Origin of the sequence: Modicisalibacter coralii, assembly GCF_004117855.1 — a bacterium.
GTDB lineage: Bacteria > Pseudomonadota > Gammaproteobacteria > Pseudomonadales > Halomonadaceae > Modicisalibacter > Modicisalibacter coralii.
The window spans coordinates 54,425-76,167 of the sequence record NZ_QWBW01000016.1; the positions used below are offsets into that span (position 1 = coordinate 54,425).

A 21,743-nucleotide genomic window follows, 5' to 3' on the forward strand; every position below is an offset into this window, starting at 1 on the left:
ACTCCCTACGTCCCTGTCGGTTTGGAGGGGATGTCACCTTCATCGATCCGACACCACGAGCCTTCGGAAGGCTCTGCCGGGGTCGATGACGTCATTCCGACCATTCCCTGGTCGGATGGTTAGCGGGTCACATGGTGTTACCACACTCAGAAAACGTAGTGGATGTTCGGCGCCGGCTCAAATGGTGGTACGGGCCGAGGCGGTTCTCAGGCCTTGGCGGCATAGGCGTAGAGCAGCGTCTCCTGGGCGCTGATCGGGGCCGCGTCGCCGGGCTCCTGCTTGCGGTAGCTGCCGTCCTCCTGCAGCACCCAGCTCTGACAGTTGTCGACCAGGTAGGTCTCCAGGTCCTTGCGCACGCGCTGGGCGAGCTTCTTGTCGAGGATCGGGAAGCAGGTCTCGACGCGGTGGAACATGTTGCGTTCCATGAAGTCGGCGCTCGAGGCCCAGATCTCGCTCTTGCCGTCGTTGTGGAAATGGAAGACCCGGGTGTGCTCGAGGAAGCGGCCGATGATCGAGCGGACCCGGATGTTCTCGGAGATGCCCGGCACGCCGGGACGCAGGCAGCACATGCCGCGAATGATCAGGTCGCACTGCACGCCGGCGCGCGAGGCGCGGTACAGCGCGCGAATCAGTTGCGGCTCGGTGAGCGAGTTGCACTTGATGATCAGGTGCGCCTTCTTGCCCTTCTCGGCGAACTTCGCCTCGCGGTCGATCATCGCCACCAGCCGATCGTGGAGCACGAAAGGCGCGTGCAGCAGGGTGTGGATATTGCGTGGCTTGCCCATGCCGGAGAGCTGCTGGAAGACCATGTGGACGTCCTCGCAGAGCGTCTCGTTGGCGGTCAGCAGGCTGTAGTCGGTGTAGAGCTTGGCGGTCTTGGAATGGTAGTTGCCGGTGCCCAGATGGGCGTAGTAGCGCAGCTCGCCCTTCTCGCGGCGCACGATGTGCAGCATCTTGGCGTGGGTCTTGTAGGCCATCACGCCGTAGATGACGATCGCCCCGGCTTCCTGCAGCCGTGAGGCCAGCGCCAGGTTGTCGGCCTCGTCGAAGCGTGCCCGCAGTTCGATGACCACGGTCACTTCCTTGCCGTTGCGTGCCGCCTCGACCAGCGCGCTGACGATCGGTGAGTCGGCCCCGGTGCGATAGAGGGTCTGCTTGATCGCCAGCACCGCGGTGTCCCGGGCCGCCTCGCGCAGCAGATCCTCGATCGGAGCGAACGACTGGAAGGGGTGGTGGAGCAGCACGTCGCCCTGGTCGATCACCTCGAACAGACTGCCCTCCGGCTTGAGGTTCTTGGGCAGGCCCGGGGTGAACGACCGGTAGAGCAGATCGGGGCGGTCGATATCGCCGAGCACCGACATCATGCGCGTCAGGTTGACCGGGCCGTTGACCCGGTAGAGATCCTGCTCGTCGAGCTCGAACTGCTTGAGCAGGAACGTCGACAGCGTATCGGGGCAGTTGTCGGCGACCTCCAGGCGTACCCCGTCGCCGTAGCGCCGGGCGAGCAGCTCGCCGCGCAGTGCCGAGGCCAGGTCGGAGACCTCCTCGGGGTCCACCGACAGGTCGGCGTTGCGGGTCAGGCGGAACTGATAACAGCCGCGCACCTCCATGCCCGGGAACACCTCCTGGGCATGGGCATGGATCATCGAGGACAGGAACACATAGTCGGTGTAGCCCTCCTCGGCCAGGTGTTCCGGCAGGCGGATCACCCGCGGCAGCGAACGCGGTGCGGGCAGGATCGCCAGGCCGCCCTCGCGGCCGAAGGCATCCTTGCCCTCGAGCTCGACGATGAAGTTGAGGCTCTTGTTGACCAGCCGCGGGAAGGGGTGCGACGGGTCCAGCCCGATGGGGCTGATCACCGGCATGATCTCTTCGTCGAAGTATTCGCGAACCCAGTCGCGCTGTTGCTGCGTCCACTGCGCGCGGCGCCGGTAGCGGATGCGCTGCTCCTCGAGCGCGGGGATCAGTATCTCGTTGAGGATGCGGTACTGGCGCTCGACCTGCTCGTGGGCGATGCGCGATATCTCGGTCAGGACGCGGCGCGGCGAGAGCCCGTCGCCGCCGGTCTCCTCGCTGCCGAGCATCAGTTGATGCTTGAGGCCGGCGACGCGGATCTCGAAGAACTCGTCGAGGTTCGACGAGAAGATCAGCAGGAACATCATCCGGTTGAGCAGCGGATGCGAGGTGTCGAGGGCCTGCTCGAGCACCCGGATGTTGAACTGCAGGTTGGAGAGTTCGCGGTTGAAGTACAGCGACGGGTCGTCGAGGTCGGCCTCCGGCGAGGGCGTGGGCTTGGCGTGGATGCCGGTGCGGGTGCGATTGACCCGCAGCGGCGGCGCCTCGCCCGACGCCTCGCTGGCGGAGGTGTCCTGGGGGCTGTCCAGCGCGGCGGATACCGGTTGGCTGCGCGACTCTTCCATCGCAAGACTCCTTGGCGACGAGAGGGCGCGCGGCCCCCTCGATCATGAATTGAGAAGCTGGGCGGCGCGTTTGGCGAAGTAGGTCAGCACGCCGTCGGCGCCGGCCCGTTTGAAGCACATCAGCGACTCGAGCATCACGCCGTCGGCATCGAGCCAGCCGTTCTCGAAGGCCGCCATGTGCATGGCGTACTCGCCGCTGACCTGATAGGCGAAGGTCGGCACCCGGAGTTCCTGCTTGATGCGGTGCAGGACGTCGAGATAGGGCATGCCCGGCTTGATCATCACCATGTCGGCACCCTCGGCGATGTCCAGCGCGGTCTCGTGCAGGGCCTCGTCGCTGTTGGCCGGGTCCATCTGATAGGTGGTCTTGTCGGCCTTGCCCAGGTTGCCCGCCGACCCCACTGCATCGCGGAAAGGCCCGTAGTAACGCGAGGCGTACTTGGCGGAGTAGGCCATGATCCGTGCGTTGTGCAGCGCTTCCTGTTCGAGTACCGCGCGGATCGCGCCGATCCGCCCGTCCATCATGTCCGAGGGCGCGACCACGTCGGCACCGGCCTCGGCGTGGGACAGCGCCTGCTTGAGCAGGGTCTCGACGGTGCGGTCGTTCTGCACGTAGCCCTGCGCGTCGAGGATGCCGTCCTGGCCGTGGCTGGTGTAGGGGTCGAGTGCCACGTCGGTGATGATGCCCAGCTCCGGGCAGGCGTCCTTGATCGCGCGCACGCTGCGCTGGACCAGGCCGCTGGCGTTGTAGGCTTCCTCGGCGAATTCGCTCTTCAAGGCGGTATCGATCACCGGGAACAGCGCCAGTGCCGGGATCCCCAGGTCGGCGACCTCGCGGGCCTGTTCGACCATCAGGTCGAGCGACAGCCGCTCCACCCCGGGCATCGAGGGCACGGCTTCGCGACGGCCCTCGCCGTCGAGCACGAAGACCGGCAGGATCAAATCGTTGGGGGTCAGGGTCGATTCGCGCATCAACCGGCGCGAGAAATCGTCCTTGCGCATGCGCCGCATGCGCGTGGTCGGATACTGGCGTGGCGTTAACGGATTCAAACGGATATCTCCGGTCGTGAATGGGGTCGCGACCGCCATGCGACACAGCCTGACCGACGACTATGACAATGCCATGACAGCGGCGACGCTGACCCCGAGTATATCAACGCAGGCCGATACGCGAATGCCTCCGCTTGTCGCACCGGCGGCCAGCTTCTAGATTGTAGTTTCCCCGCCGCGCTGCATCGGGGTCCGCCATACCCATCGCCGCCGCCAGGCGCGCGCCTTCCAGGTCGGTCCGGGTCGCCGGTGAGCGTCTCGGACGAGCGTAGGAGAATGACGGCAATGAACAAACAGGTCGCGGTCATCCTGTCCGGTTGCGGAACCGAGGACGGTTCGGAAGCCCGGGAAGTGATACTCACCTTGCTGGGGCTCGATCAGCGCGGCATCGGCTATCGCTGTTTCGCGCCCGATGGCGACCAGCCGCGGGTCGTCGACCATCGCAGCGGTGAAGTCTACGACGCGACGCGCAACGTCCTGCGCGAGGCCGCGCGGCTGGGCGGGCGCGAGACGCTCGACCTCGCGGCGCTCGACCCCGACGACGTCGACGGCGTGGTGATCCCCGGCGGGGTGGGCGTGATCCACACGCTCTCGGACTTCGCCACGGCGGGTACCGAGATGAGCGTGCTGCCGCAGTTGCGCGACGCCCTGGTGCCCTTCCACGAGCGGGGCAAGCCCTTCGGCCTGATGGGCTACGCGCCGTTGCTGGTGCCGCGGCTGCTCGGCGAGGGCATCGCCGTCACCGTGGGCCAGAACGCCGAGCTGGCCGGGGCGATCAGCAGCATGGGCGGGCTGCACAAGAGCTGTGCGGTCAACGAGGTAGCGATCGACCGCGAGCACCGGGTGGTGTCGACGCCGGCCTTCCTGCTCGCCGGCGGGCCGGCCGAGGCCTCGACCGGCATCTTCAAGCTGATCGATCGGCTGGCGGAGATGCTCTGAAAGGGTGGCCGTGACAGCGCTGCCGGCGCGACGACAAGCGCCCCGGCTCCCTGCGCCGGGCACTTGCGGTCAGGGGCCGACGCGTCAGGCGTCGTCGTCGATGTCGTCCGATGGCGTCTTGCGGCGGACGATGCGGCCGAACAGGATGCCGATCTCGTAGAGCAGCCACATGGGCACCGCCAGCAGGCTCTGCGAGATCACGTCCGGCGGGGTCATCAGCATGCCGATCACGAAGCAGCCCAGGATAACGTAGGGGCGTTTCTTCGACAGGTTCTCGACGCTGGTGGCGCCGGTCCAGATCAGCAGGAAGGTGGCGATGGGGATCTCGAACGCCACGCCGAAGGCGAAGAACAGCTTCAGCACGAAGTTGAGATACTGGTTGATGTCGGTCATCACCGCGACGTTCTGCGGCCCGGCATGCACGAAGAAGTTGAACAGCAGCGGAAAGACCACGTAATAGGCGAAGGCGGCGCCCCCGTAGAACAGCGCCACGCTGGAGACCAGCAGCGGCACGGCGAGGGTCTTCTCGTTCTCGTACAGGCCCGGGGCGACGAAGGCCCAGGCCTGATGCAGCACGAAGGGGATGGCGATGAATACCGCCACCACCAGGGTCAGCTTGAACGGTGCCAGAAACGGCGAGGCGACCTCGGTGGCGATCATCTGCGAGCCCGCCGGCAGCAGCGCCATCAACGGGTCGGCCACGAAGCTGTAGATGTCGTTGGAGAAGGCGTAGAGCGCCAGGAAGATCACCCCGATGGCGATCACCGCGCGCAGCAGACGGCTGCGCAGTTCGACCAGGTGCTCGATCAGCGGTGCGTGGGAGGCGTCGTCGTGCGGCTTGTCGTCGTCACGCGGGGAGGAGGAGTCACTCATCGCGGCGCGGAATCCTTGTCGGCGGGAGGGGGCGGCGACTCGGCCGTGGTCGATGCCTCGACCGGCTCGTGGGCGGCGGTGTCGACGGCAGTCGACGACGAGGCGTCACGCCGGGGCTCGCTCTCGACGCTGCTCTCGACATCGCGGCGCGCCTTGTCGAGCCCCTCGTTGAGTTTCCGTTCCTGCTCGGCGAGCTTCTGGCGCAGTTCCTCCGCCTCGAGTTGCTCGTTGATCTCGCGCTGCATGCCGGCGACGCTGCGCCTGACCTTGCCGATCCACAGCCCCGCGGTGCGCGCGGCCTTGGGCAGGCGCTCGGGCCCGAGCACCAGCAGGCCGACCACGCCGATCAGCAGCAGTTCGAGAAAGCCGATGTCGAACATGATCGCCTACTTCTGTTCTTCTTTGCGGCTGTCCCGCTGTTCCGCCTCGGCGTCGTAGGTATGGCCCGTTTCCTCGTGGCGCACCTGCCGCTGGGTGGTGTCGTCCGTGTCCGCCTTGTCGTCGTCGTTCATGGCCTTCTTGAAGCCCTTGACCGCGCCACCCAGGTCGCCGCCGATGTTGCGCAGCTTCTTGGTGCCGAAGATCAGGATGATGATGCCGAGAACGATCAGCAGCTGCCAGATACTGATACCACCTAACATGAACTTTCTCCCCTCGGGCCAGGCCCGGATCTACTCGTTGTTGCGGGCGGCCTTCTCGTCCAGCCCGGAGATGCCGAAACGGCGTGCCAGCTCGTCGAGTACCGCCTGCGAGTCGATGCCCAGATGCGAGAGCATCACCAGGCTATGAAACCACAGGTCGGCGGTTTCGGCGACTACCGCCTGACGGGTGGCGTCATCGTCGGCGCGGGCATCCTTGGCGGCGATGATGGCCTCGGTGGCTTCCTCGCCGACCTTCTCCAGAATCTTGTTGAGCCCCTTGTGGTGCAGGGAGGCCACGTAGGAGGTGTCGGGGGCGGCCTGACGGCGGGTGTCGAGCACCGCGTCGAGCTGTTTGAGAATATCGCTCATCGATGACAATCCTGAGTCAGTGAGTCGAAAGGGCTTGGTTAAACAGGTCACTAACGCCAGGCGAGCAGCACGACGCCCACTGCCGCGGCGAGCAGCACCGGCCAGGGCTGCTCCAGCGCCCAGGCTTCCAGCGGCTGCCAGGCCAGCGCCAGGGCCAGCAGCAGCGCGCCGATGCGCAGGCGGCGTGCGCTGCGCCCGGTGCGTGCCATTGATGCCTGCATCTGGGCCAGCGACTCGACCTGCTGATGGCGCTGGCGGCGCTCGCTCTCCACCCGCGCCAGCGCCTGGTGGGCGAGCACCGGCAACTCCGGCAGTTGGCGGCTGAGCTCGGGGGCCTGTTTCTGCAGCGAGGCCCACAGCCCGCGTGGGCCGGCGCGCTCCTTCATCCAGCGTTCGAGATAGGGCTTGGCGGTCTGCCACAGGTCGAGGTCGGGATAGAGCTGCCGGCCCAGGCCCTCGATGTTGAGCAGGGTCTTCTGCAGCAACACCAGTTGCGGCTGGACCTCCATGTTGAAACGCCGGGCGGTCTGGAACAGTCCCAGCAGCACCTGGCCGAAGGAGATGTCCTTGAGCGGCTTCTCGAGGATCGGTTCGCACACCGCGCGGATCGCCGCGGCGAACTCGTTGGCGCGGGTGCCCTCGCCGACCCAGCCCGACTCGATGTGCAACTGGGCGACCTGGTAATAGTCCTGATGGAAGAACGCCAGCAGGTTGCGCGCCAGATAGTCCTGATCCTCGCGGGTCAGGCTGCCGACGATGCCGCAGTCGATGGCGATGTACTGCGGGTCGTCGGGCTTGCCGTGGGCGACGAAGATGTTGCCCGGGTGCATGTCGGCGTGGAAGAAGTTGTCGCGGAACACCTGGGTGAAGAAGATTTCCACGCCGCGCTCGGCGAGCTTGTGCAGATCGGTGCCCTGGGCCTCGAGGGCCGCCATGTCGGCCACCGGGATACCATGGATGCGCTCCTGCACGAGGATGCGCCGTCGCGTCAACGGCCAGTGGATCGTCGGCACGTAGAGCAGCGGCGAGTTCTTGAAGTTGCGCTTGAGCTGCGAAGTGTTGGCGGCTTCCTTGTGCAGGTCCAGCTCGTCGAACAGCGTCGCCTCGTAGTCCGACACCACCTCCACGGGGCGCAGGCGGCGGGCCTCGGGCACGCGCCGCAGCAGGCGCGCCAGGGTATACATCAGGCCGATGTCCTGGCGCATCACCCGATCGATGCCCGGACGGATCACCTTGACCACCACGTCCGCGCCATCGTGCAGCCGTGCAGCGTGGACCTGGGCCACCGACGCCGAGGCCATGGGGTCGGTGTCGAAATGCGCGAAGGCGGACTCGATGCTGCACTCGAGTTCTTCCTCGACCACCGTGCGGGCGCGCTCGCCGGGGAAGGGCGGTACCTGATCCTGCAGGCGCTTGAGCTCGTCGGCGATGTCCGGCGGCAGCAGATCGCGGCGGGTCGAGAGCATCTGGCCGAACTTGACGAAGATCGGCCCCAGCGCTTCCAGGGCCAGTCGCAGCCGTCGCCCGCGGGAATGGCCCCCGGTGGGTAGCAGGCGCAGCGGCGACAGGCGTACCACCAGGCGCAGCAGCGGCGGCAGGCGGTCGAGCGGGATCAGGCTGTCCAGCCGATAGCGGGCGACCACCCACAGGATGCGCAGCAGTCGCAGGCTCACGTCGTCGCCTCCCGGCGTTCGGCGAGCTTGCGCTGGAGCCGGGCGAGGCGTGCCTCGAGCCGGTCGGTGGCGACCTCGAGTTCGGTGAGATGGTCGCGCAGCACCTCGCGCTGTGAACTGCCGGGCAACAGCCGGGCCTCCTCGAAGAGGTACTCGGCGAGATCGGCGCGCAGCTCGCGCTGACCGCGCAGGCCGAAGCGGGCGAAACGCCGCATGCCCTCGGCAAGGGTGTTGGCCGGCACGTCGCCGAACCATTCGGCCAGCGCGCCTTCCCAGTCGAGGTCCAGATCCATCAGCAGGTCGCGGGCCGCCTCGAGTAGGTGGGTCTGGCCGCGCAGCGACAGCCGACCGTCGAACATCAGGTGTTCCAGCGACTCGCCGGCGAGCAGGGCGCCCAAGGCTTCGCTGTCGACCTCGACGACGGCGTCGGCGTCGCCTTCCTCGGCCTGCGGGTGGTGAAACAGCTTGAGGCCCTGCGCGTGGAAGGCGATCAGCAGTTCGAGCTGCGGGCGTTCCAGGCGCAGCAGCAGGCGCTTGCCGGCGAGCCGGCGCAATCGCGACGGCGCGGCGGGGTCGCGGGCGAGCAGGGTATTGAAGGTCTTCTCGGCACAGGCCAGCAGCAGGGGGGGAGTCAATGCCATCGGGTCCTCACAGCTTGACGCCGCGGTGGAGGGCGACGATGCCGCCGGTCAGGTTGGTGTACTCGACACGCTCGAGTCCGGCGCCTTCCATCATCGCCTTGAGGGTTTCCTGATCGGGGTGCATGCGGATCGATTCGGCCAGGTAGCGGTAGCTGTCGGCGTCGTTGGCGACGAGTTCGCCCATCTTCGGCAGCAGCCGGAAGGAGTATTCGTCGTAGACCTTCGAGAGCGCCTGGTGAGTTGGCTTGGAGAACTCCAGCACCAGCAGCCGGCCGCCCGGTTTGAGCACGCGGGCCATCGAGGCCAGGGCGGCGTCCTTGTCGGTGACGTTGCGCAGGCCGAAGGCGATGGTGATGCAGTCGAAGGTGTTGTCGGCGAACGGCAGGCACTCGGCGTTGGCCTGGACGTACTCGACGTTGCCGCCGGCCCCGTGGTCGAGCAGCTTGTCGCGTCCCACCCGCAGCATCGAGGCGTTGATGTCGGCCAGCACCACCCGCCCTTCGCTGCCCACCCGCTGGGCGAACTTGAGCGTCAGGTCGCCGGTGCCGCCGGCGATGTCGAGCACCGTCTGGCCGCGGCGCACCGCCGAACGCTCGAGAGTGATGCGCTTCCACAAGCGGTGGATGCCCATCGACATCAGGTCGTTCATCAGGTCGTAGCGCCCCGCCACGGAGTGGAAGACGTCGGCGACACGGGCGGCCTTCTCCTCGACCGGAACTTCCTGATAGCCGAAGTGGGTCGTGCGCTTGTTCATGGGCTTCCCTTGCTGTGCAGGTGGCGCGGCTCCGGCCTCGGCATGGGGCCGGCACGTTCCGGCGGCGGCGTGGCGAGCACGGCGGGCCGGGTTCGATGAAGTGGGCGCCATTGTAGCGTCGCCGGACGGGGCTTGTCTGCGCTTGGCGGCCATGCCGCCGCCCCGGGGGCGGCCACGGCGCGCCGCAGACGCGATGGGGCGTGGGCTAGACCGATTTCAGGGGAATGCCCAGCGGCTCGCGGGAGGCGCCGGCCGCCTCGAGCTGCTTCAGGTAATCGGCCCAGTAGGCGTCCTTATGGGTCGCCAGGTCGTAGAGGTATTCCCAGCTGTAGAGGCCGGTGTCGTGGCCGTCGTCGAAGTGCAGCTTGAGCGCGTAGCGGCCGGTCTGGGTGATGTTCTTCAGACCCACGTACTTCATGCCGGTCTGCAGCGTGGCGGTGTCGGGGCCGTGGCCGCGCACCTCGGCCGATGGCGAGAACACCCGCAGGTACTCGGCGGAGAGCCGGTAGCATTCGCCGTCGGCGTAGGCCAGCTCGAGTTCGCGGGCCTGCTTGTGATAGTGCACGCGGGTGGGGATCGGGGCGGTCATAAGAAAACTCCTGGCTGTTAAGCCATAAGCTGTAAGCCGTAAGTCTTGGCCCAGGCCAGGGAGAGATGCAAATGGAAGAGAAGAACCCCGTCCTTGGCCATTCTTCTCTTCCCGCCGCGAAGCGGCGCTCTTCCCGCTTACAGCTTACAGCTCCTCGTCAGAGGATGTAGCGGGACAGGTCCTCGTCCTTGGCCAGTTCGCCGAGCTGCGAGTCGACGTAGGCGGCATCGACCACCAGCGGGCCCTGCAGGTCGCCGCCCTGGAACGAGGCTTCCTCGAGCAGGCGTTCCATCACCGTGTGCAGGCGGCGCGCGCCGATGTTCTCGGTGCCTTCGTTGACCTGCCAGGCGACCTCGGCGATGCGCGCGATGCCGTCCTCGGTGAACTCGATCTCGAGGCCCTCGGTGGCCATCAGCGCCTGGTACTGCTTGGTCAGCGACGCGGAGGGTTCGGTGAGGATGCGCTTGAAGTCGTCCGGGGTCAGCGCCGAGAGCTCGACACGGATCGGCAGACGGCCCTGCAGCTCGGGAATCAGGTCCGATGGCTTGGAGAGATGGAAGGCCCCGGAGGCGATGAACAGGATGTGGTCGGTGCGCACCATGCCGTGCTTGGTCGACACCGTCGACCCCTCGATCAGCGGCAGCAGGTCGCGCTGCACGCCCTCGCGGGAGACCTCGCCACCACTCGACTGGCCACCGCCCTTGGCGACCTTGTCGATCTCGTCGAGGAACACGATGCCGTTCTGCTCGACCGACTCGACGGCGCGGCGCTTGATCTCTTCCTCGTTGACCAGCTTGGCGGCTTCCTCGTCGCGCAGCAGTTGCCAGGCGTCCTTGACCTTGACCCGCTTGGTCTCGGTCTTCTGCTTGTTCATGCTCGAGAACAGGCTCGACAGCTGCTGGGTCATCTCCTCCATGCCCGGCGGGGTCATGATGTCGATGCCGCCGCCGGCCGGGGTGATCTCGATGTCGATCTCCTTGTCGTCGAGCTGCCCTTCGCGGAGCTTCTTGCGGAAGGCCTGACGGGTCGAGGAGTCGTCGCGGGCGTGGTCGTACTCGCTGCCCCGCGGGGGCGGCAGCAGCGCGTCGAGGATGCGATCCTCGGCGGCATCGTCGGCCTTGTGGCGAACCTCTTCCTTGGCCTGCTCGCGAACCATCTTGATCGCCATCTCGACCAGGTCGCGGATGATCGACTCGACGTCGCGGCCCACGTAGCCGACTTCGGTGAACTTGGTCGCCTCGATCTTGATGAACGGCGCGCGGGCCAGCTTGGCCAGGCGCCGGGCGATCTCGGTCTTGCCGACCCCGGTGGGGCCGATCATCAGGATGTTCTTGGGGGTTACCTCGGGGCGCAGGTCGTCGTCGAGCTGCATGCGCCGCCAGCGGTTGCGCAGGGCGATCGCCACCGCCCGCTTGGCGTCGTGCTGGCCGATGATGAACTGGTCGAGGGCGTGGACGATCTCGCGGGGGGTCATCTGTGACATGTCAGGCGAGCTCCTCGATGACGGCGTTGTGGTTGGTGTAGACGCAGATGTCGGCGGCGATGTCGAGCGACTTGGCGGTGATCTCCTTCGCCGACAGCTCGGTGTTGTCGAGCATCGCCCGCGCCGCGGCCAGCGCGTAGTTGCCGCCGGAGCCGATGGCGATCACGCCGTATTCCGGCTCCACCACGTCGCCGTTGCCGGTGATGATCAGCGAGGCGGTCTTGTCGGCGACCACCAGCATCGCCTCGAGGCGGCGCAGGGCGCGATCGGTGCGCCACTCCTTGGCCAGCTCGACGGCGGCCTTGGTGAGATGGCCCTGATATTTCTCGAGTTGCGCCTCGAAGCGTTCGAACAGGGTGAAGGCATCGGCGGTGCCGCCGGCGAAACCGGCCAGCACCTGGCCGCGATAGAGGCGCCGCACCTTGCTGGCGTTGCCCTTGAGCACGGTGTCGCCCAGGGAGACCTGGCCGTCGCCGGCCAGGGCGACCTGACCGTTGCGGCGCACGGAAACGATGGTGGTCATGTAACGGAAACTCCGTTGCGGGGTGACGCCGTCGCGCCGGCGGCGTGGCACCCGATGACGAATGATGCACCGGTGTGAAACCAGTACCCGACGAAGGTGTGAGGCAGAGATGCGGGCGGCGTCGACGGAAATCAAGCGATGCCGCGACGGCCCGGGCGGGCCGTCGCGTGTCGGGCGGGCGGGGATCAGTTCTGCAGGCGGATCATCAGCGGTTCGATGCCCTGGGTGACCATCAGGTCCTGGGCCCGGGTGAGCTCGCGGGTGTCCTCGTAGGGGCCGACCTGGACGCGGTGCCAGGTCTGGTCGCCATTGGCCTTGACGTCGGTGATCTTGGCCAGCAGGCCGAAGTCCTTGAGCTTGCCGGCCAGGCGCCTGGCGTCGGCCATGTCCTTGAACGAGGCGGCCTGGAGCATGTACTTGCCGCCCTTGGCCGCGGCCTGGGCGGCGCCGCCGTCGTCATCGTCGCTGGGGCGCGGCGTGGATTGGTAGGCGTCGACCTTGGGCGCGACCACCTCGGATTCCGGCAGCAGGGTGTAGAACTCGAAGGTCGGCATGGCCGGTTCGTCCTTCGCCGCGGCACTCTCGCCCTGAGACCGGGACGCGGCCTTGCCGGCGGATGCCGCCTTGGTGTCCGCGGCCTCGGTGGCGGGCTTGGGCATCAGCGTCGCCACCGGCGCGGCGCTCTGCTGGAAATACTGCGACAGCGCGAAGCCGGCGATCAGGCCGATCAGACCGCACAGCCAGCCGGGGACGCGCGCCCCCTGACGCGTTTTCTGGCGCGGCGCCCGGCGGGTCGTGGCGCCCTTGCGGGGCGCGGCCTTGCGACGGTTGCCGTTTTGCGCGGCGGCGGTACGGGCCATGGTCTACATCTCCTCGGGAGCGCTCACGCCCAGCAGGTCGAGGCCGTTGCGCAGCACCTGACGCGCGGCCAGCCCCAGGGCCAGGCGCGCGTTGCGCAGGGCCGGCTCGTCGACCATGACCTTGACGGCGTTGTAGCAGCTGTGGAAATCGGCGGCGAGATCCTGCAGGTACTGGGCGACCTGCTGCGGCTCGCGACTGGCGGCGGCGTGCTCGACCACCTCCGGGTAGCGGGCCAGGCGGTTCATCAGCGCCTTTTCCGGGTCGCTGTCGAGCAACGCCAGATTGGCCATCGCCAGACCGTGGTCGAAGGGCACGCCGTCGGCCTCGGCCTTGCGCATCACGCTGCACAGGCGCGCATGGGCGTACTGCACGTAGTAGACCGGGTTGTCGTTGGACTGCGAACGGGCCAGGTCGATGTCGAAGGTCAACTGCGAGTCGGCGCGCCGCGCGGCGAGGAAGTAGCGGGTGGCATCGCGGCCCACCTCGTCGATCAGATCGCGCAGGGTGACGTAGCTGCCGGCGCGCTTGGAGAGCTTGACCTCGACCCCGGAGCGGGTCACCAGCACCATCTGGTGCAGCACGTAGTCGGGCCAGCCCGACGGGATGCCGGCTTCCAGGGCCTGCAGGCCGGCACGCACGCGGGTTACCGTGGAGTGGTGATCGGCGCCCTGTTCGTCGATCACCTGCTTGAAGCCGCGCTGCCACTTGTCGAGGTGATAGGCGACGTCGGGGACGAAGTAGGTGTAGTCGCCGTCACGCTTGCGCATCACCCGGTCCTTGTCGTCGCCGAAGTCGGTGGTGCGCAGCCACAGGGCGTCGTCCTGCTCGTAGGTGTGGCCCTTGTCGATCAACTGGCGGACCGTGTCCTCGACCTTGCCCCCGCTGTACAGCGAGGACTCGAGGAAGTAGACGTCGAACTCGACGCCGAAGGCCTTGAGGTCCAGGTCCTGCTCGCGGCGCAGGTAAGCCACCGCGAAGCGGCGGATGGCGTCGAGATCGTCCGGGTCGGCCGCGGCGGTGACGTGCTGGTCGTCGGCATCGACGGTCTCGCCGGCCAGATAGCTCCTGGCGACGTCGGCGATGTAGTCGCCGCGGTAGCCGTCGTCCGGCCAGGCCGGGTCGTCGGGCGTGATGCCCTTGACGCGCGCCTGGACCGAGAGCGCCAGATTCTGGATCTGCACCCCGGCGTCGTTGTAGTAGAACTCGCGGGTGACATCGTAACCGGTGGCCTCGAGCAGCCGGCACAGGCAGTCGCCGATCGCCGCGCCACGGCCGTGGCCGACGTGCAGCGGGCCGGTGGGGTTGGCGGAGACGAACTCCACCTGCACCTTCTCGCCGGCCCCGGTCATGCTGCGACCGAAGGTGTCGCCGGTATCGAGGATGGCGGCGACCACCCGGGCCACCGCGTCGGTGGCGGCGAAGAAGTTGAGAAAGCCCGGGCCGGCGATCTCCACGCGACGCACCGCCGGGCTTTCGGGCAGGGCGTCGACGAGCGCCTGGGCGACCTCGCGCGGCGGCTTGCCCGCGGGCTTGGCGAGCGTCATGGCCAGGTTGCTGGCGTAGTCGCCGTGGGCCTTGTCCTTGGTGGGGTCGACCTTGTACCTGGGGGCGGCGTCGGCGGGCACGATGCCCTGCTGCTTGAGGGCGGCCAGCGCCTCGTCGAGCAGCGCGATGATGGTGTCTTTCATGTGGCTTGCGTGCAGTATCCTGTGGCCCGGGCGAGCGGCGAGGTCAGCGGGGATACGCGACTCGCGGCGCCGGCGTGGAAAAGCGTCGCTCGTGGAGCATGGCCGCTCATTATCGGCAATTGCGGGTCGGCTTTAAACCCCAGCCCCTAGCGGGGAGCTGTAAGTCATGAGCTTTAAGCCGTAAGAAAACCTACCGGCCAGTTTTGCAGGGACAAAGCGATGGTGTCCCGGCTTACGGCTTACGGCATTCAAGCCAGCGTCTGCGGATCGACGTCCAGCGACCAGCGGACACGCCTCGCCCCGGGGTGGGCCTCGAGCCAGTGGGTCAGCCAGGCGCAGGCTTCGTGGAGCGGCGCGCGGCGCGCGGCGCTGAGCATCAACTGGACGTGGTAACGATTCTGGCGGCGCTCCATGGGCGCCGGGACGGGGCCCAGACAGTCGACCCCCGGGTCGCGTTCGCCGAGCCAGCCGCGTAGCGCCTCGGCGGCCTCGCCGGCGAGTTGGTTGGCGTCGGCCTCGCGCGGGCTCTCCAGGCGCAGCAGGGCCAGGTAGCGGTAGGGCGGCAGGCCGGCCAGGCGGCGATCCTCCAGCAGCGTCTCGGCCAGGGCGTCGTAGCCGCTCTCGGCGAGCAGGCGCAGGTGCGGGTCGTCGGGGTGCAGGGTCTGTACCAGTACCCGGCCGGGGCGTTCGGCGCGCCCGGCGCGTCCCGCCACCTGGACCAGCAACTGGGCGCTGTGCTCGAGCGCGCGGAAGTCGCTGGCGTAGAGGCCGGCGTCGGCGTTGACCACCACCACCAGGGTGACGTGGGGCAGATGGTGGCCCTTGGCGATCATCTGGGTGCCCACCAGCAGCGCCGGCTCGCCGCGGCGAATCTCCGCCAGGGTCTGCTCGAAGGCATCCTTGCGCCGGGTGCTGTCACGGTCGATGCGATGCACGGCGACATCGGGAAACAGCGCGCCGAGGGTTTCCTCGCTGCGCTCGGTGCCGGTGCCCAGCGGGCGCAGGTCGGCGCTACCGCAGTCGGGGCAGGCATCGGGCAGGCGATAGTGGCGCTCGCAGTGGTGGCAGGTGAGCTGCGGCGGCTGGCGGTGCAGGGTCAGGCGCGCGTCGCAGTGCTCGCATTCGGCGAGCCAGCCGCAGGCGTGGCAGGCCAGGGTCGGCGCGAAACCGCGGCGGTTGATGAACACCAGTACCTGGCTGCCGGCGGCGAGGGTCTGGCGAATGGCGTCGATCACCGGCGGAATCAGCCCGCCCTGACGCGGCCGGCCGCGCAGGTCGACGAGTTCCAGCCGTGCCGGGGCATGATGGCTGGCGCGGCGGGTCAGTCGCAGGTGGCGATAGTTGCCGGCGCGGGCCTGGACCAGACTCTCCAGCGACGGCGTGGCGCTGCCCAGCACCACCGGGATGGCGTCGCGATGGGCACGGGCGATCGCCAGGTCGCGGGCATGGTAGCGCAGGCCGTCCTGCTGCTTGAACGAGCCGTCGTGCTCCTCGTCGACGATGATCGCCCCGGGCCGGGCCAGCGGGGTGAAGATCGCCGAGCGGGTGCCGATGACGATCGGCGCGCGGCCCGCGCGGGCGGCTTCCCAGGCGTCCAGGCGCTCGGCGTCGGTGAGCTGCGAATGGAGCGCCACCACCGGCACGCGGAAGCGGCGCTTGAAACGCGCCAGGGTCTGCGGGGTCAGGCCGATCTCGGGCACCAGTACCAGGGCCTGGCGGTCGTGGGCCACCACGGCCTCGATCAACTGCAGATAGACCTCGGTCTTGCCGCTGCCGGTGACGCCCTGCAACAGGCAGGGGTGGAAACGATCCAGCCCCTGGTGCAGCTCGGCGAGTGCCGCCGATTGCTCGCGGTTGAGCGTCAGTGCCGGTTCGGCGAGCAGGCCGCCCTGGCGTGGCGCCGGGGCGGCGGTGAGCGGCTCCTCCACGCTGTCGGCCAGGCCCTTGTCGGCCAGCGCCCGGAGCTGGCTGCGCGTGAAGCCCTGGGCGCTGATCACCGAGCCCACCACGCCACGCGGGTGCTGGCGCAGCAACTCCAGCAGTTCCGCCTGACGGCGTGCCCGGCCCAGGCGCTCGGCAGGCGTGTTGCGACCGGCCTCGGTGAGTTGCCAGCGCTCGCGGGTACGCGCCTCCAGCGGCCGGCCCTGGCGCAGCAGCACCGGCAGGGCCTGATGCAGGGTGTCGCCCAGGGCGTGCTGGTAATAGCGGGCGGTGAAGCGGCACAGCCACAGCCAGTCGGCGGGCAGCGGCTGGGCGTCCAGACAGGCCGTGACCGGCTTGAGCCGATCAAGGGGCAGTTCGCTGGTGGCCCGGCACTCGACGACGATGCCCACCACCTCGCGCTTGCCCAGCGCGACCTTGACGCGCAGCCCCGGCTGCCAGCCGCCCTCGGGCGCGGGTTGACAGGGGCGGTAGTCGAACAGGCGGCGCAGGGGCGTGGGCACGGCGACGCCGAGCACCCGCGGCTCGGCGGTGTCGTCGGGGGTGGTGGACAATTGGCCTCCGCAAATGGCTTTGCTATAATGCCCGGCCTTCTTGCACCCTGGCGATGTCGGCCGGCGGGCGGGGAGGATAACCGGTTATCACAACCCGTGTGCGGTGCCCGACGGGCTGGAAGTCGAGCTACGATCGTCGCTCACGATGGCGAGGCCAGGCGGAATACCTCGAAGACGCGCAGTTTACACGAAGTCCATGCGCATTCTGAGAGGCATTCAACGCCGCATCGCCGAGTGCAGTAGATCATCGCCGGCTTCCCGGATCGGGTGGCGGCACACCGTCCAACGAGGCTCACGATGAAACAAGGTATCCATCCGGAATACAAGACGGTCACCGCGACCTGCTCCTGCGGTGCCACTCACACCGTTGGTTCCACCGCCAGCGAAGATTTCTTCCTGGACGTCTGCTCCAACTGCCACCCGTTCTACACCGGCAAGCAGAAGCAGGCGACCACCGGCGGCCGTGTCGAGCGCTTCAACAAGCGCTTCGGTGCCGCGCTCAAGCGCACGTAAGCCGGCGTTCCCGCCCGCCCTTGGCGCGGGCGTTCTGTCCGAGAAAGACCCCGAACCGCTCCGGCGGCTCGGGGTCTTTTCATTAGCGCTCTTCGCTGCACCGGGATGCGCCTCGCCGGGCTGCGGGTCACGCGGGTGCGTGGCCCGTTTTCGGTCGCTGGCCTCAGGCCAGCCGCGCATCGAGATGGTCGGCCAGGCGCATCGCCAGCTGAACCAGGGTCAGGGTGGGGTTGGCGTGGCCGCTCGAGGGGAAGACGCTCGATCCGCCGATATACAGGTTGTCCTGGCCGAACACCCGACAGTCGCGATCGACGACGCCGTGTTCGGGGCTCTCGGCCATGCGCGTGCCGCCCATGTGGTGGCGACCGGCCAGTTCGCCATCCGCGGGGAACTGCAGCGTGTCGTCGGTCAGCCAGGGATCGAGCCGGACGCGGCCGATGTCGCGGCGGCGCAGGTAGTCGCCCAGGGTCAGCGCGCAGTCGCGCACGGTGTGATGGTCCAGGGCGGTCTTGCGCCAGACCAGCCGCGAGCGGGGCATGCCCAGGGCATCGAGGTCCCCGTCGGCGAGCTCCACCCGGCTCTCGGGATGGGGCTGCTGCTCCCAGGCGGCACGCAGCACCACGCCGCAACAGCCGTTCGCGGCCAACGGGCGCTGCTTGATCCATTCGCCCAGCCGGGGGGCGGCCAGGGTGAGCTGCTCGACCAGTTCTCCGGTCTCGGTATCGCTCATGCGGTGCAGGCGTAACCCGCAATTGAGAATGCGATGTTCGGCGAGCATCGCCGGGGAGGGGGCGAGAAACACGCTCTGACTGGCGTCGAGCCCCAGCGCCGCCGGTTCGAGGATGATCGCCCGACCCAGGGTGGCGTGGGGGTGATCCATCCAGTAGCGGCCCAGCGTCGCCGGTTGCTTGACGACCTGGCCGTGGCTCCGGCGGTTGCACCACAGCAGCAGCCGCGAGTTCTCGATGCCGCCGCAGGCGAGCACGAACTGCCGCGCCCGGACACGGTATTCGCCACCCGTGTAGTCCTTGAAGACGGCGGCGGTGATGCGGCCGTCGCGGGTCTCCAGACCGAACAGGTTGGCGTTCGGGCAATAGTGTAGCTGCGGCGAGCGGGCGACCTCGTCGGCGCAGGTCTCCTTGAGCCGGGTTGCGGGGCCGATCGAGAAATGCACGCGCTTGAGGGCGAGGCCGGGAATCGTCGCGTCCGGCGGAATCGGCGAGACGCCGAGGATCGCTGCGGCATCGGCGTAGTAGGGGGCGAGGGCGTCGCGGTCGATCGGCCAGGCGGTGCCTTCGTCGGCCGGCTTGGCGGTGAAGTCGTAGGCATCCAGCGGCCGGCACATGCCGCCCCAGTGGTTGGTCGAGCCGCCGAAATAGCGCAGTCGCGCGGCGTCCAGGGGGATGTAGGGATCGCCGGCGACCGCGCCTTCGTAGAGCGCCTGGGAGCGCAGCGTGAAATCCTGCTCGCCGCCTTCGCAGAGCAGCACGTGCCGGCCGCGCCGCGCCAGGCGCAGGGCCAGTGACAGGCCCGCCGCGCCGGCCCCGATGACACAGACATCGGCGAGCGGATCGGCGGCGGCGTAGCGGGCGAGATCGTCGTGCATCACAGGTCTCCGCTGTCGAGCAGCCAGCCGTCGACCCACACGCCGAGATCGCGGCGGGGCACGGCGCCGACCCCGCCGTCGCCGGCGGCAAGCGGCGCCAGCCAGGCGGCGGCGATCGGGGTCAGCAGAAGCCCCAGCGCCTGGCGGCGGGTCAGCGTCGGCGGTGAGCAGCGGGTGGTGGTGGCGGTTCGGGGGGCGCCGAGGGAAGGCGGCGCATGGCGTCCTGGCATCTGGCGGCTCCGGCGTCTCGCAACAGGGAATGACGTGACGTTACTCCGGCGCCGGTTCCGCGACAATCAGGAAAGGTCCGGATCACATCATGATCGCGAGCAGGGCCGGCAGGTACAGGAACGACAGCAGCGTCGAGCACAGCACCAGGCCGGCGACGAATTCCGGCTCGCGTCGGGAGCGCTGGGCGAACAGGTAGTTGAAGACCGCCACCGGCATGCTCATCTGCAGGATCAGCACGCTCTGCGCCAGCGGCGGCAGACCCAGCAGATGACCGACGGCGAAGGCGAGCAGGGCCGCCGCGGGGATGCGCAGCAGGCTGAAGTGGAACCCCGACGCCAGGTTGCGCACACGGATGCGTGCCAGCGACACGCCCAGGGTGATCAGCATCAACGGCACGCTGAATCCCGAGATCAGGTCCACGGTGTTGGCCAGCCAGGCCGGCAGGGTGGTGCCGGTGAGCAGCATCGCGGTGGCTACCAGGATTGCGTAGACCACCGGCGTGCGCGCCAGGCTGCGCAGCGGCCGACCGCTGCGACTGGAGAGCAGGGTGCCGAAGGTGAACTGGACCAGCGATACCGAGACCATCGAGGTGATCGCGTAGGCGAAGCCGGCATGGCCGAAGGCATAGAGAATCACCGGCAGGCCCATGTTGCCGGTATTGGGAAACATCGTCGGCAGGATCACGGTGCGCCACGGCTTGCCCAGCACCCGCGCGATCACCAGGCTGATCAGCCCCATGCCGGTGACGACCAGCAGCGTGCCGAGCATGGTCAGGCCGAAGCTGCCGGGATCGATGTCGGCACCGTCGAGCGAGGCCAGGATCAGGGTCGGCGTGCCGATGTTGAAGACCAGTCGGGTGATGAACTCGACGGGATAGTCGTAGCCCAGGCGAACCCAGCCAAAGCCCAGGCCGGCGCCGCACAACACCGGCGCCATCACCGCGAAGAGTTCGGCGAGCATGCAGGATCCTCGTGAGAAGTCAGCGAAGGCCGGCAAGCGTACCGGCGTAGCGACCACCATTGTCCCCAGTCTTGCTGTTGCGGTGCAACACCGATGCCGGAAACACGGCGTTCTGGGCCCGCTGCCGTCGTTGCCGAGCCGCGGGCCCGTGCGCCACAGTGGTAGCGGCGAAGCGGGGAGGATACGCTGGGGGCTGGGCCGTATTCGAGGATGCCTCACCGCCGTCATGACGCCAAGAACCTCCAAGCATCCCGGTGCCCGGGGCGAGCCCCTGTCGGTCGGCTTCGTCCTGCTGCACCGCTTCACGCTGATGCCCTTCGCCGCCTTCGTCGACTGCCTGCGTCTGGCGGCGGACGAGGGTGACCGCAGCCGCCAGTTGCGTTGCCACTGGACCTTCATGACCAGCACCGGCGAGCCGGCCGTGTCCAGCTGCGGGGCGGCCGTCTCGCCCTGTCAGCCCTTTCGCAACCCCGACGACTTCGACTACATCGTGGTCATCGGCGGCGTGCAGGACGAAAAGGCCCGGGTGGATACCGCCGCGCTCGCCTACCTCAAGCAGGCGGCTTCCGCCCAGGTGCCGCTGGTGGGCGTGTGTACCGGCGTCTTCGCGCTCATCCAGGCGGGGCTGATGAACGGCCGGCGCTGCTGCGTGAGCTGGTATCACCATCGCGACATGGTCCAGCGCTTCCCGGCCATCGAGCCGGTGGCCGATCGGCTATACATCGACGACGGCGACCGGGTCACCTGTGCGGGCGGCGCCGCCGCGGCGGACCTGGCCGCCTATCTGATCGAGCGTCACCTGGGCAAGGCGTGGGCCATGAAAAGCCTGCACATCATGCTCCTGGAGGAGGCCCGCGCCGGCACCCGGCCGCAGCCGCAGCCGGTGGTGTTCGGCAAGATCGAGGATCGCCTGGTGCGTCGCTCCATCGCGCTGCTCGAGCAGCACCTGGGCGAGTCGATCTCCATGGACGTGCTCGCCGAGCGGGTGGGAACGTCGCGGCGCAACCTGGAGCGCCGTTTTCGCGAGACGCTAGGCGTGGGACCGCAGAAGTTCGCGCGTGACCTGCGGCTGCGCTACGGGCTCTGGCTGTTGCACTACACCGGCAAGAGCGTCACCGAGATCGGCGAGCAGTGCGGCTTCGCCGATACGGCGCATTTTTCACGCCACTTTCGTAGTACGTTCGGCATGACACCGTCGGAAATGCGCAAGCAGGCCGGCGACCCCGACAGCGACCGTGTCGACCCCTTCTTCCTGCATGTCGAGGGCCGCCCGGCGCTCTGATCGGCAAGGCCTTATCCTTCCGTCTCATGCGGTCTGTGGCACGAGGAGCCGGGTTCGTCGCGGCGGCTCTCGAGCGGCCGTGAACGATCCCTCGCCTGACTTGGACATTCATCAAGCCTGTCGCATTCGTTCAATCTTTGCGCGGCCGCGTC

Annotated in this window: 21 protein-coding genes; 3 read left to right on the forward strand and 18 right to left on the reverse strand. The window is 68.2% G+C overall.

Annotated features, from left to right (window positions below):
- Positions 1-206 precede the first annotated feature (206 nt).
- Both ppk1 and hemB read right to left on the reverse strand, forming a co-directional pair.
- Entirely contained in the window at positions 207-2,420 is a 2,214-nt protein-coding gene (gene ppk1 / locus D0901_RS10420) for a polyphosphate kinase 1 (protein ID WP_129140242.1), read from the reverse strand.
- Positions 2,421-2,462: 42 nt separating this feature from the next.
- Positions 2,463-3,509: a porphobilinogen synthase gene (hemB, locus tag D0901_RS10425; RefSeq protein WP_425256172.1), complete on the reverse strand. Its 1,047-nt coding sequence runs from the start codon at positions 3,507-3,509 to the stop codon at positions 2,463-2,465.
- Positions 3,510-3,755: 246 nt separating this feature from the next.
- Between hemB and elbB the strand changes: the two genes are divergently transcribed.
- Positions 3,756-4,409 (forward strand): isoprenoid biosynthesis glyoxalase ElbB, encoded by a 654-nt coding sequence (gene elbB / locus D0901_RS10430; RefSeq protein ID WP_129140244.1) that lies wholly within the window; start codon positions 3,756-3,758, stop codon positions 4,407-4,409.
- Positions 4,410-4,493: 84 nt separating this feature from the next.
- Here elbB and tatC read toward each other — a convergent pair whose 3' ends face one another.
- The 13 genes from tatC to D0901_RS10495 all read right to left on the reverse strand — a co-directional run bounded on the left by tatC (position 4,494) and on the right by D0901_RS10495 (position 16,999).
- Positions 4,494-5,282: a twin-arginine translocase subunit TatC gene (tatC, locus tag D0901_RS10435; protein ID WP_129140245.1), complete on the reverse strand. Its 789-nt coding sequence runs from the start codon at positions 5,280-5,282 to the stop codon at positions 4,494-4,496.
- Positions 5,279-5,662 carry a Sec-independent protein translocase protein TatB gene (gene tatB / locus D0901_RS10440; RefSeq protein ID WP_129140246.1) on the reverse strand — a complete coding sequence of 128 codons (384 nt, stop codon included), beginning with the start codon at positions 5,660-5,662 and terminating at the stop codon, positions 5,279-5,281. The genes tatC and tatB overlap by 4 nt, the downstream gene beginning before the upstream one ends.
- A 6-nt stretch (positions 5,663-5,668) precedes the next feature.
- Complete coding sequence (gene tatA, locus D0901_RS10445; RefSeq protein ID WP_129140247.1) at positions 5,669-5,923, reverse strand: Sec-independent protein translocase subunit TatA; 255 nt, start codon at positions 5,921-5,923, stop codon at positions 5,669-5,671.
- A gap of 30 nt (positions 5,924-5,953) precedes the next feature.
- Positions 5,954-6,292 (reverse strand): phosphoribosyl-ATP diphosphatase, encoded by a 339-nt coding sequence (locus D0901_RS10450; protein WP_129140248.1) that lies wholly within the window; start codon positions 6,290-6,292, stop codon positions 5,954-5,956.
- A 50-nt stretch (positions 6,293-6,342) separates the two neighbouring features.
- A complete protein-coding gene (gene ubiB / locus D0901_RS10455; RefSeq protein ID WP_129140249.1) occupies positions 6,343-7,965 on the reverse strand; it encodes a ubiquinone biosynthesis regulatory protein kinase UbiB in 1,623 nt (540 codons plus the stop codon).
- Complete coding sequence (locus tag D0901_RS10460) at positions 7,962-8,606, reverse strand: ubiquinone biosynthesis accessory factor UbiJ (protein ID WP_129140250.1); 645 nt, start codon at positions 8,604-8,606, stop codon at positions 7,962-7,964. Before D0901_RS10460 ends, ubiB begins: the two co-directional genes overlap by 4 nt.
- A gap of 7 nt (positions 8,607-8,613) precedes the next feature.
- Complete coding sequence (ubiE, locus tag D0901_RS10465; protein ID WP_129140251.1) at positions 8,614-9,360, reverse strand: bifunctional demethylmenaquinone methyltransferase/2-methoxy-6-polyprenyl-1,4-benzoquinol methylase UbiE; 747 nt, start codon at positions 9,358-9,360, stop codon at positions 8,614-8,616.
- A 205-nt stretch (positions 9,361-9,565) separates the two neighbouring features.
- Positions 9,566-9,949: a gamma-butyrobetaine hydroxylase family protein gene (locus D0901_RS10470; RefSeq protein WP_129140252.1), complete on the reverse strand. Its 384-nt coding sequence runs from the start codon at positions 9,947-9,949 to the stop codon at positions 9,566-9,568.
- A 157-nt stretch (positions 9,950-10,106) separates the two neighbouring features.
- A complete protein-coding gene (gene hslU, locus D0901_RS10475) occupies positions 10,107-11,432 on the reverse strand; it encodes an ATP-dependent protease ATPase subunit HslU (protein WP_129140253.1) in 1,326 nt (441 codons plus the stop codon).
- A gap of 1 nt (position 11,433) precedes the next feature.
- Complete coding sequence (hslV, locus tag D0901_RS10480) at positions 11,434-11,955, reverse strand: ATP-dependent protease subunit HslV (protein WP_129140254.1); 522 nt, start codon at positions 11,953-11,955, stop codon at positions 11,434-11,436.
- A gap of 185 nt (positions 11,956-12,140) precedes the next feature.
- Complete coding sequence (locus D0901_RS10485) at positions 12,141-12,815, reverse strand: SPOR domain-containing protein (RefSeq protein WP_129140255.1); 675 nt, start codon at positions 12,813-12,815, stop codon at positions 12,141-12,143.
- A 3-nt stretch (positions 12,816-12,818) separates the two neighbouring features.
- Positions 12,819-14,504: an arginine--tRNA ligase gene (argS, locus tag D0901_RS10490; protein WP_129140256.1), complete on the reverse strand. Its 1,686-nt coding sequence runs from the start codon at positions 14,502-14,504 to the stop codon at positions 12,819-12,821.
- Positions 14,505-14,752: 248 nt separating this feature from the next.
- The gene (locus tag D0901_RS10495) at positions 14,753-16,999 is read right to left on the reverse strand and encodes a primosomal protein N' (protein WP_129140257.1); all 2,247 of its coding nucleotides are present in this window, start codon (positions 16,997-16,999) and stop codon (positions 14,753-14,755) included.
- A gap of 297 nt (positions 17,000-17,296) precedes the next feature.
- On the opposite strand from D0901_RS10495, the gene rpmE reads away from it, so the two are divergent.
- A complete protein-coding gene (rpmE, locus tag D0901_RS10500) occupies positions 17,297-17,512 on the forward strand; it encodes a 50S ribosomal protein L31 (RefSeq protein ID WP_129140258.1) in 216 nt (71 codons plus the stop codon).
- A 163-nt stretch (positions 17,513-17,675) separates the two neighbouring features.
- Here rpmE and D0901_RS10505 read toward each other — a convergent pair whose 3' ends face one another.
- From D0901_RS10505 to D0901_RS10515, 3 genes are all read right to left on the reverse strand, one after another.
- Positions 17,676-19,118, reverse strand: coding sequence for an FAD-dependent oxidoreductase (locus D0901_RS10505; protein WP_129140259.1), 1,443 nt, complete (start codon positions 19,116-19,118; stop codon positions 17,676-17,678).
- Positions 19,118-19,348: a hypothetical protein gene (locus D0901_RS10510; protein WP_129140260.1), complete on the reverse strand. Its 231-nt coding sequence runs from the start codon at positions 19,346-19,348 to the stop codon at positions 19,118-19,120. The genes D0901_RS10505 and D0901_RS10510 overlap by 1 nt, the downstream gene beginning before the upstream one ends.
- 82 nt (positions 19,349-19,430) lie before the next feature.
- The gene (locus D0901_RS10515; protein WP_129140261.1) at positions 19,431-20,309 is read right to left on the reverse strand and encodes an AEC family transporter; all 879 of its coding nucleotides are present in this window, start codon (positions 20,307-20,309) and stop codon (positions 19,431-19,433) included.
- Between the two features lie 226 nt (positions 20,310-20,535).
- Between D0901_RS10515 and D0901_RS10520 the strand changes: the two genes are divergently transcribed.
- Complete coding sequence (locus D0901_RS10520) at positions 20,536-21,591, forward strand: GlxA family transcriptional regulator (RefSeq protein WP_129140262.1); 1,056 nt, start codon at positions 20,536-20,538, stop codon at positions 21,589-21,591.
- Positions 21,592-21,743: the final 152 nt, after the last annotated feature.

Excerpts from the sequence above, each read along its gene's own strand:
- ppk1 (WP_129140242.1), bottom strand. The coding sequence starts at position 2,420 with ATGGAAGAGTCGCGCAGCCAACCGGTATCCGCCGCGCTGGACAGCCCC.
- hemB (WP_425256172.1), bottom strand. The coding sequence starts at position 3,509 with ATGGCGGTCGCGACCCCATTCACGACCGGAGATATCCGTTTGAATCCG.
- elbB (WP_129140244.1), top strand. The coding sequence starts at position 3,756 with ATGAACAAACAGGTCGCGGTCATCCTGTCCGGTTGCGGAACCGAGGAC.
- tatC (WP_129140245.1), bottom strand. The coding sequence starts at position 5,282 with ATGAGTGACTCCTCCTCCCCGCGTGACGACGACAAGCCGCACGACGAC.
- tatB (WP_129140246.1), bottom strand. The coding sequence starts at position 5,662 with ATGTTCGACATCGGCTTTCTCGAACTGCTGCTGATCGGCGTGGTCGGC.
- tatA (WP_129140247.1), bottom strand. The coding sequence starts at position 5,923 with ATGTTAGGTGGTATCAGTATCTGGCAGCTGCTGATCGTTCTCGGCATC.
- D0901_RS10450 (WP_129140248.1), bottom strand. The coding sequence starts at position 6,292 with ATGAGCGATATTCTCAAACAGCTCGACGCGGTGCTCGACACCCGCCGT.
- D0901_RS10460 (WP_129140250.1), bottom strand. The coding sequence starts at position 8,606 with ATGGCATTGACTCCCCCCCTGCTGCTGGCCTGTGCCGAGAAGACCTTC.
- ubiE (WP_129140251.1), bottom strand. The coding sequence starts at position 9,360 with ATGAACAAGCGCACGACCCACTTCGGCTATCAGGAAGTTCCGGTCGAG.
- D0901_RS10470 (WP_129140252.1), bottom strand. The coding sequence starts at position 9,949 with ATGACCGCCCCGATCCCCACCCGCGTGCACTATCACAAGCAGGCCCGC.
- hslU (WP_129140253.1), bottom strand. The coding sequence starts at position 11,432 with ATGTCACAGATGACCCCCCGCGAGATCGTCCACGCCCTCGACCAGTTC.
- hslV (WP_129140254.1), bottom strand. The coding sequence starts at position 11,955 with ATGACCACCATCGTTTCCGTGCGCCGCAACGGTCAGGTCGCCCTGGCC.
- D0901_RS10485 (WP_129140255.1), bottom strand. The coding sequence starts at position 12,815 with ATGGCCCGTACCGCCGCCGCGCAAAACGGCAACCGTCGCAAGGCCGCG.
- argS (WP_129140256.1), bottom strand. The coding sequence starts at position 14,504 with ATGAAAGACACCATCATCGCGCTGCTCGACGAGGCGCTGGCCGCCCTC.
- rpmE (WP_129140258.1), top strand. The coding sequence starts at position 17,297 with ATGAAACAAGGTATCCATCCGGAATACAAGACGGTCACCGCGACCTGC.
- D0901_RS10505 (WP_129140259.1), bottom strand. The coding sequence starts at position 19,118 with ATGCACGACGATCTCGCCCGCTACGCCGCCGCCGATCCGCTCGCCGAT.
- D0901_RS10510 (WP_129140260.1), bottom strand. The coding sequence starts at position 19,348 with ATGCCAGGACGCCATGCGCCGCCTTCCCTCGGCGCCCCCCGAACCGCC.
- D0901_RS10515 (WP_129140261.1), bottom strand. The coding sequence starts at position 20,309 with ATGCTCGCCGAACTCTTCGCGGTGATGGCGCCGGTGTTGTGCGGCGCC.
- D0901_RS10520 (WP_129140262.1), top strand. The coding sequence starts at position 20,536 with ATGACGCCAAGAACCTCCAAGCATCCCGGTGCCCGGGGCGAGCCCCTG.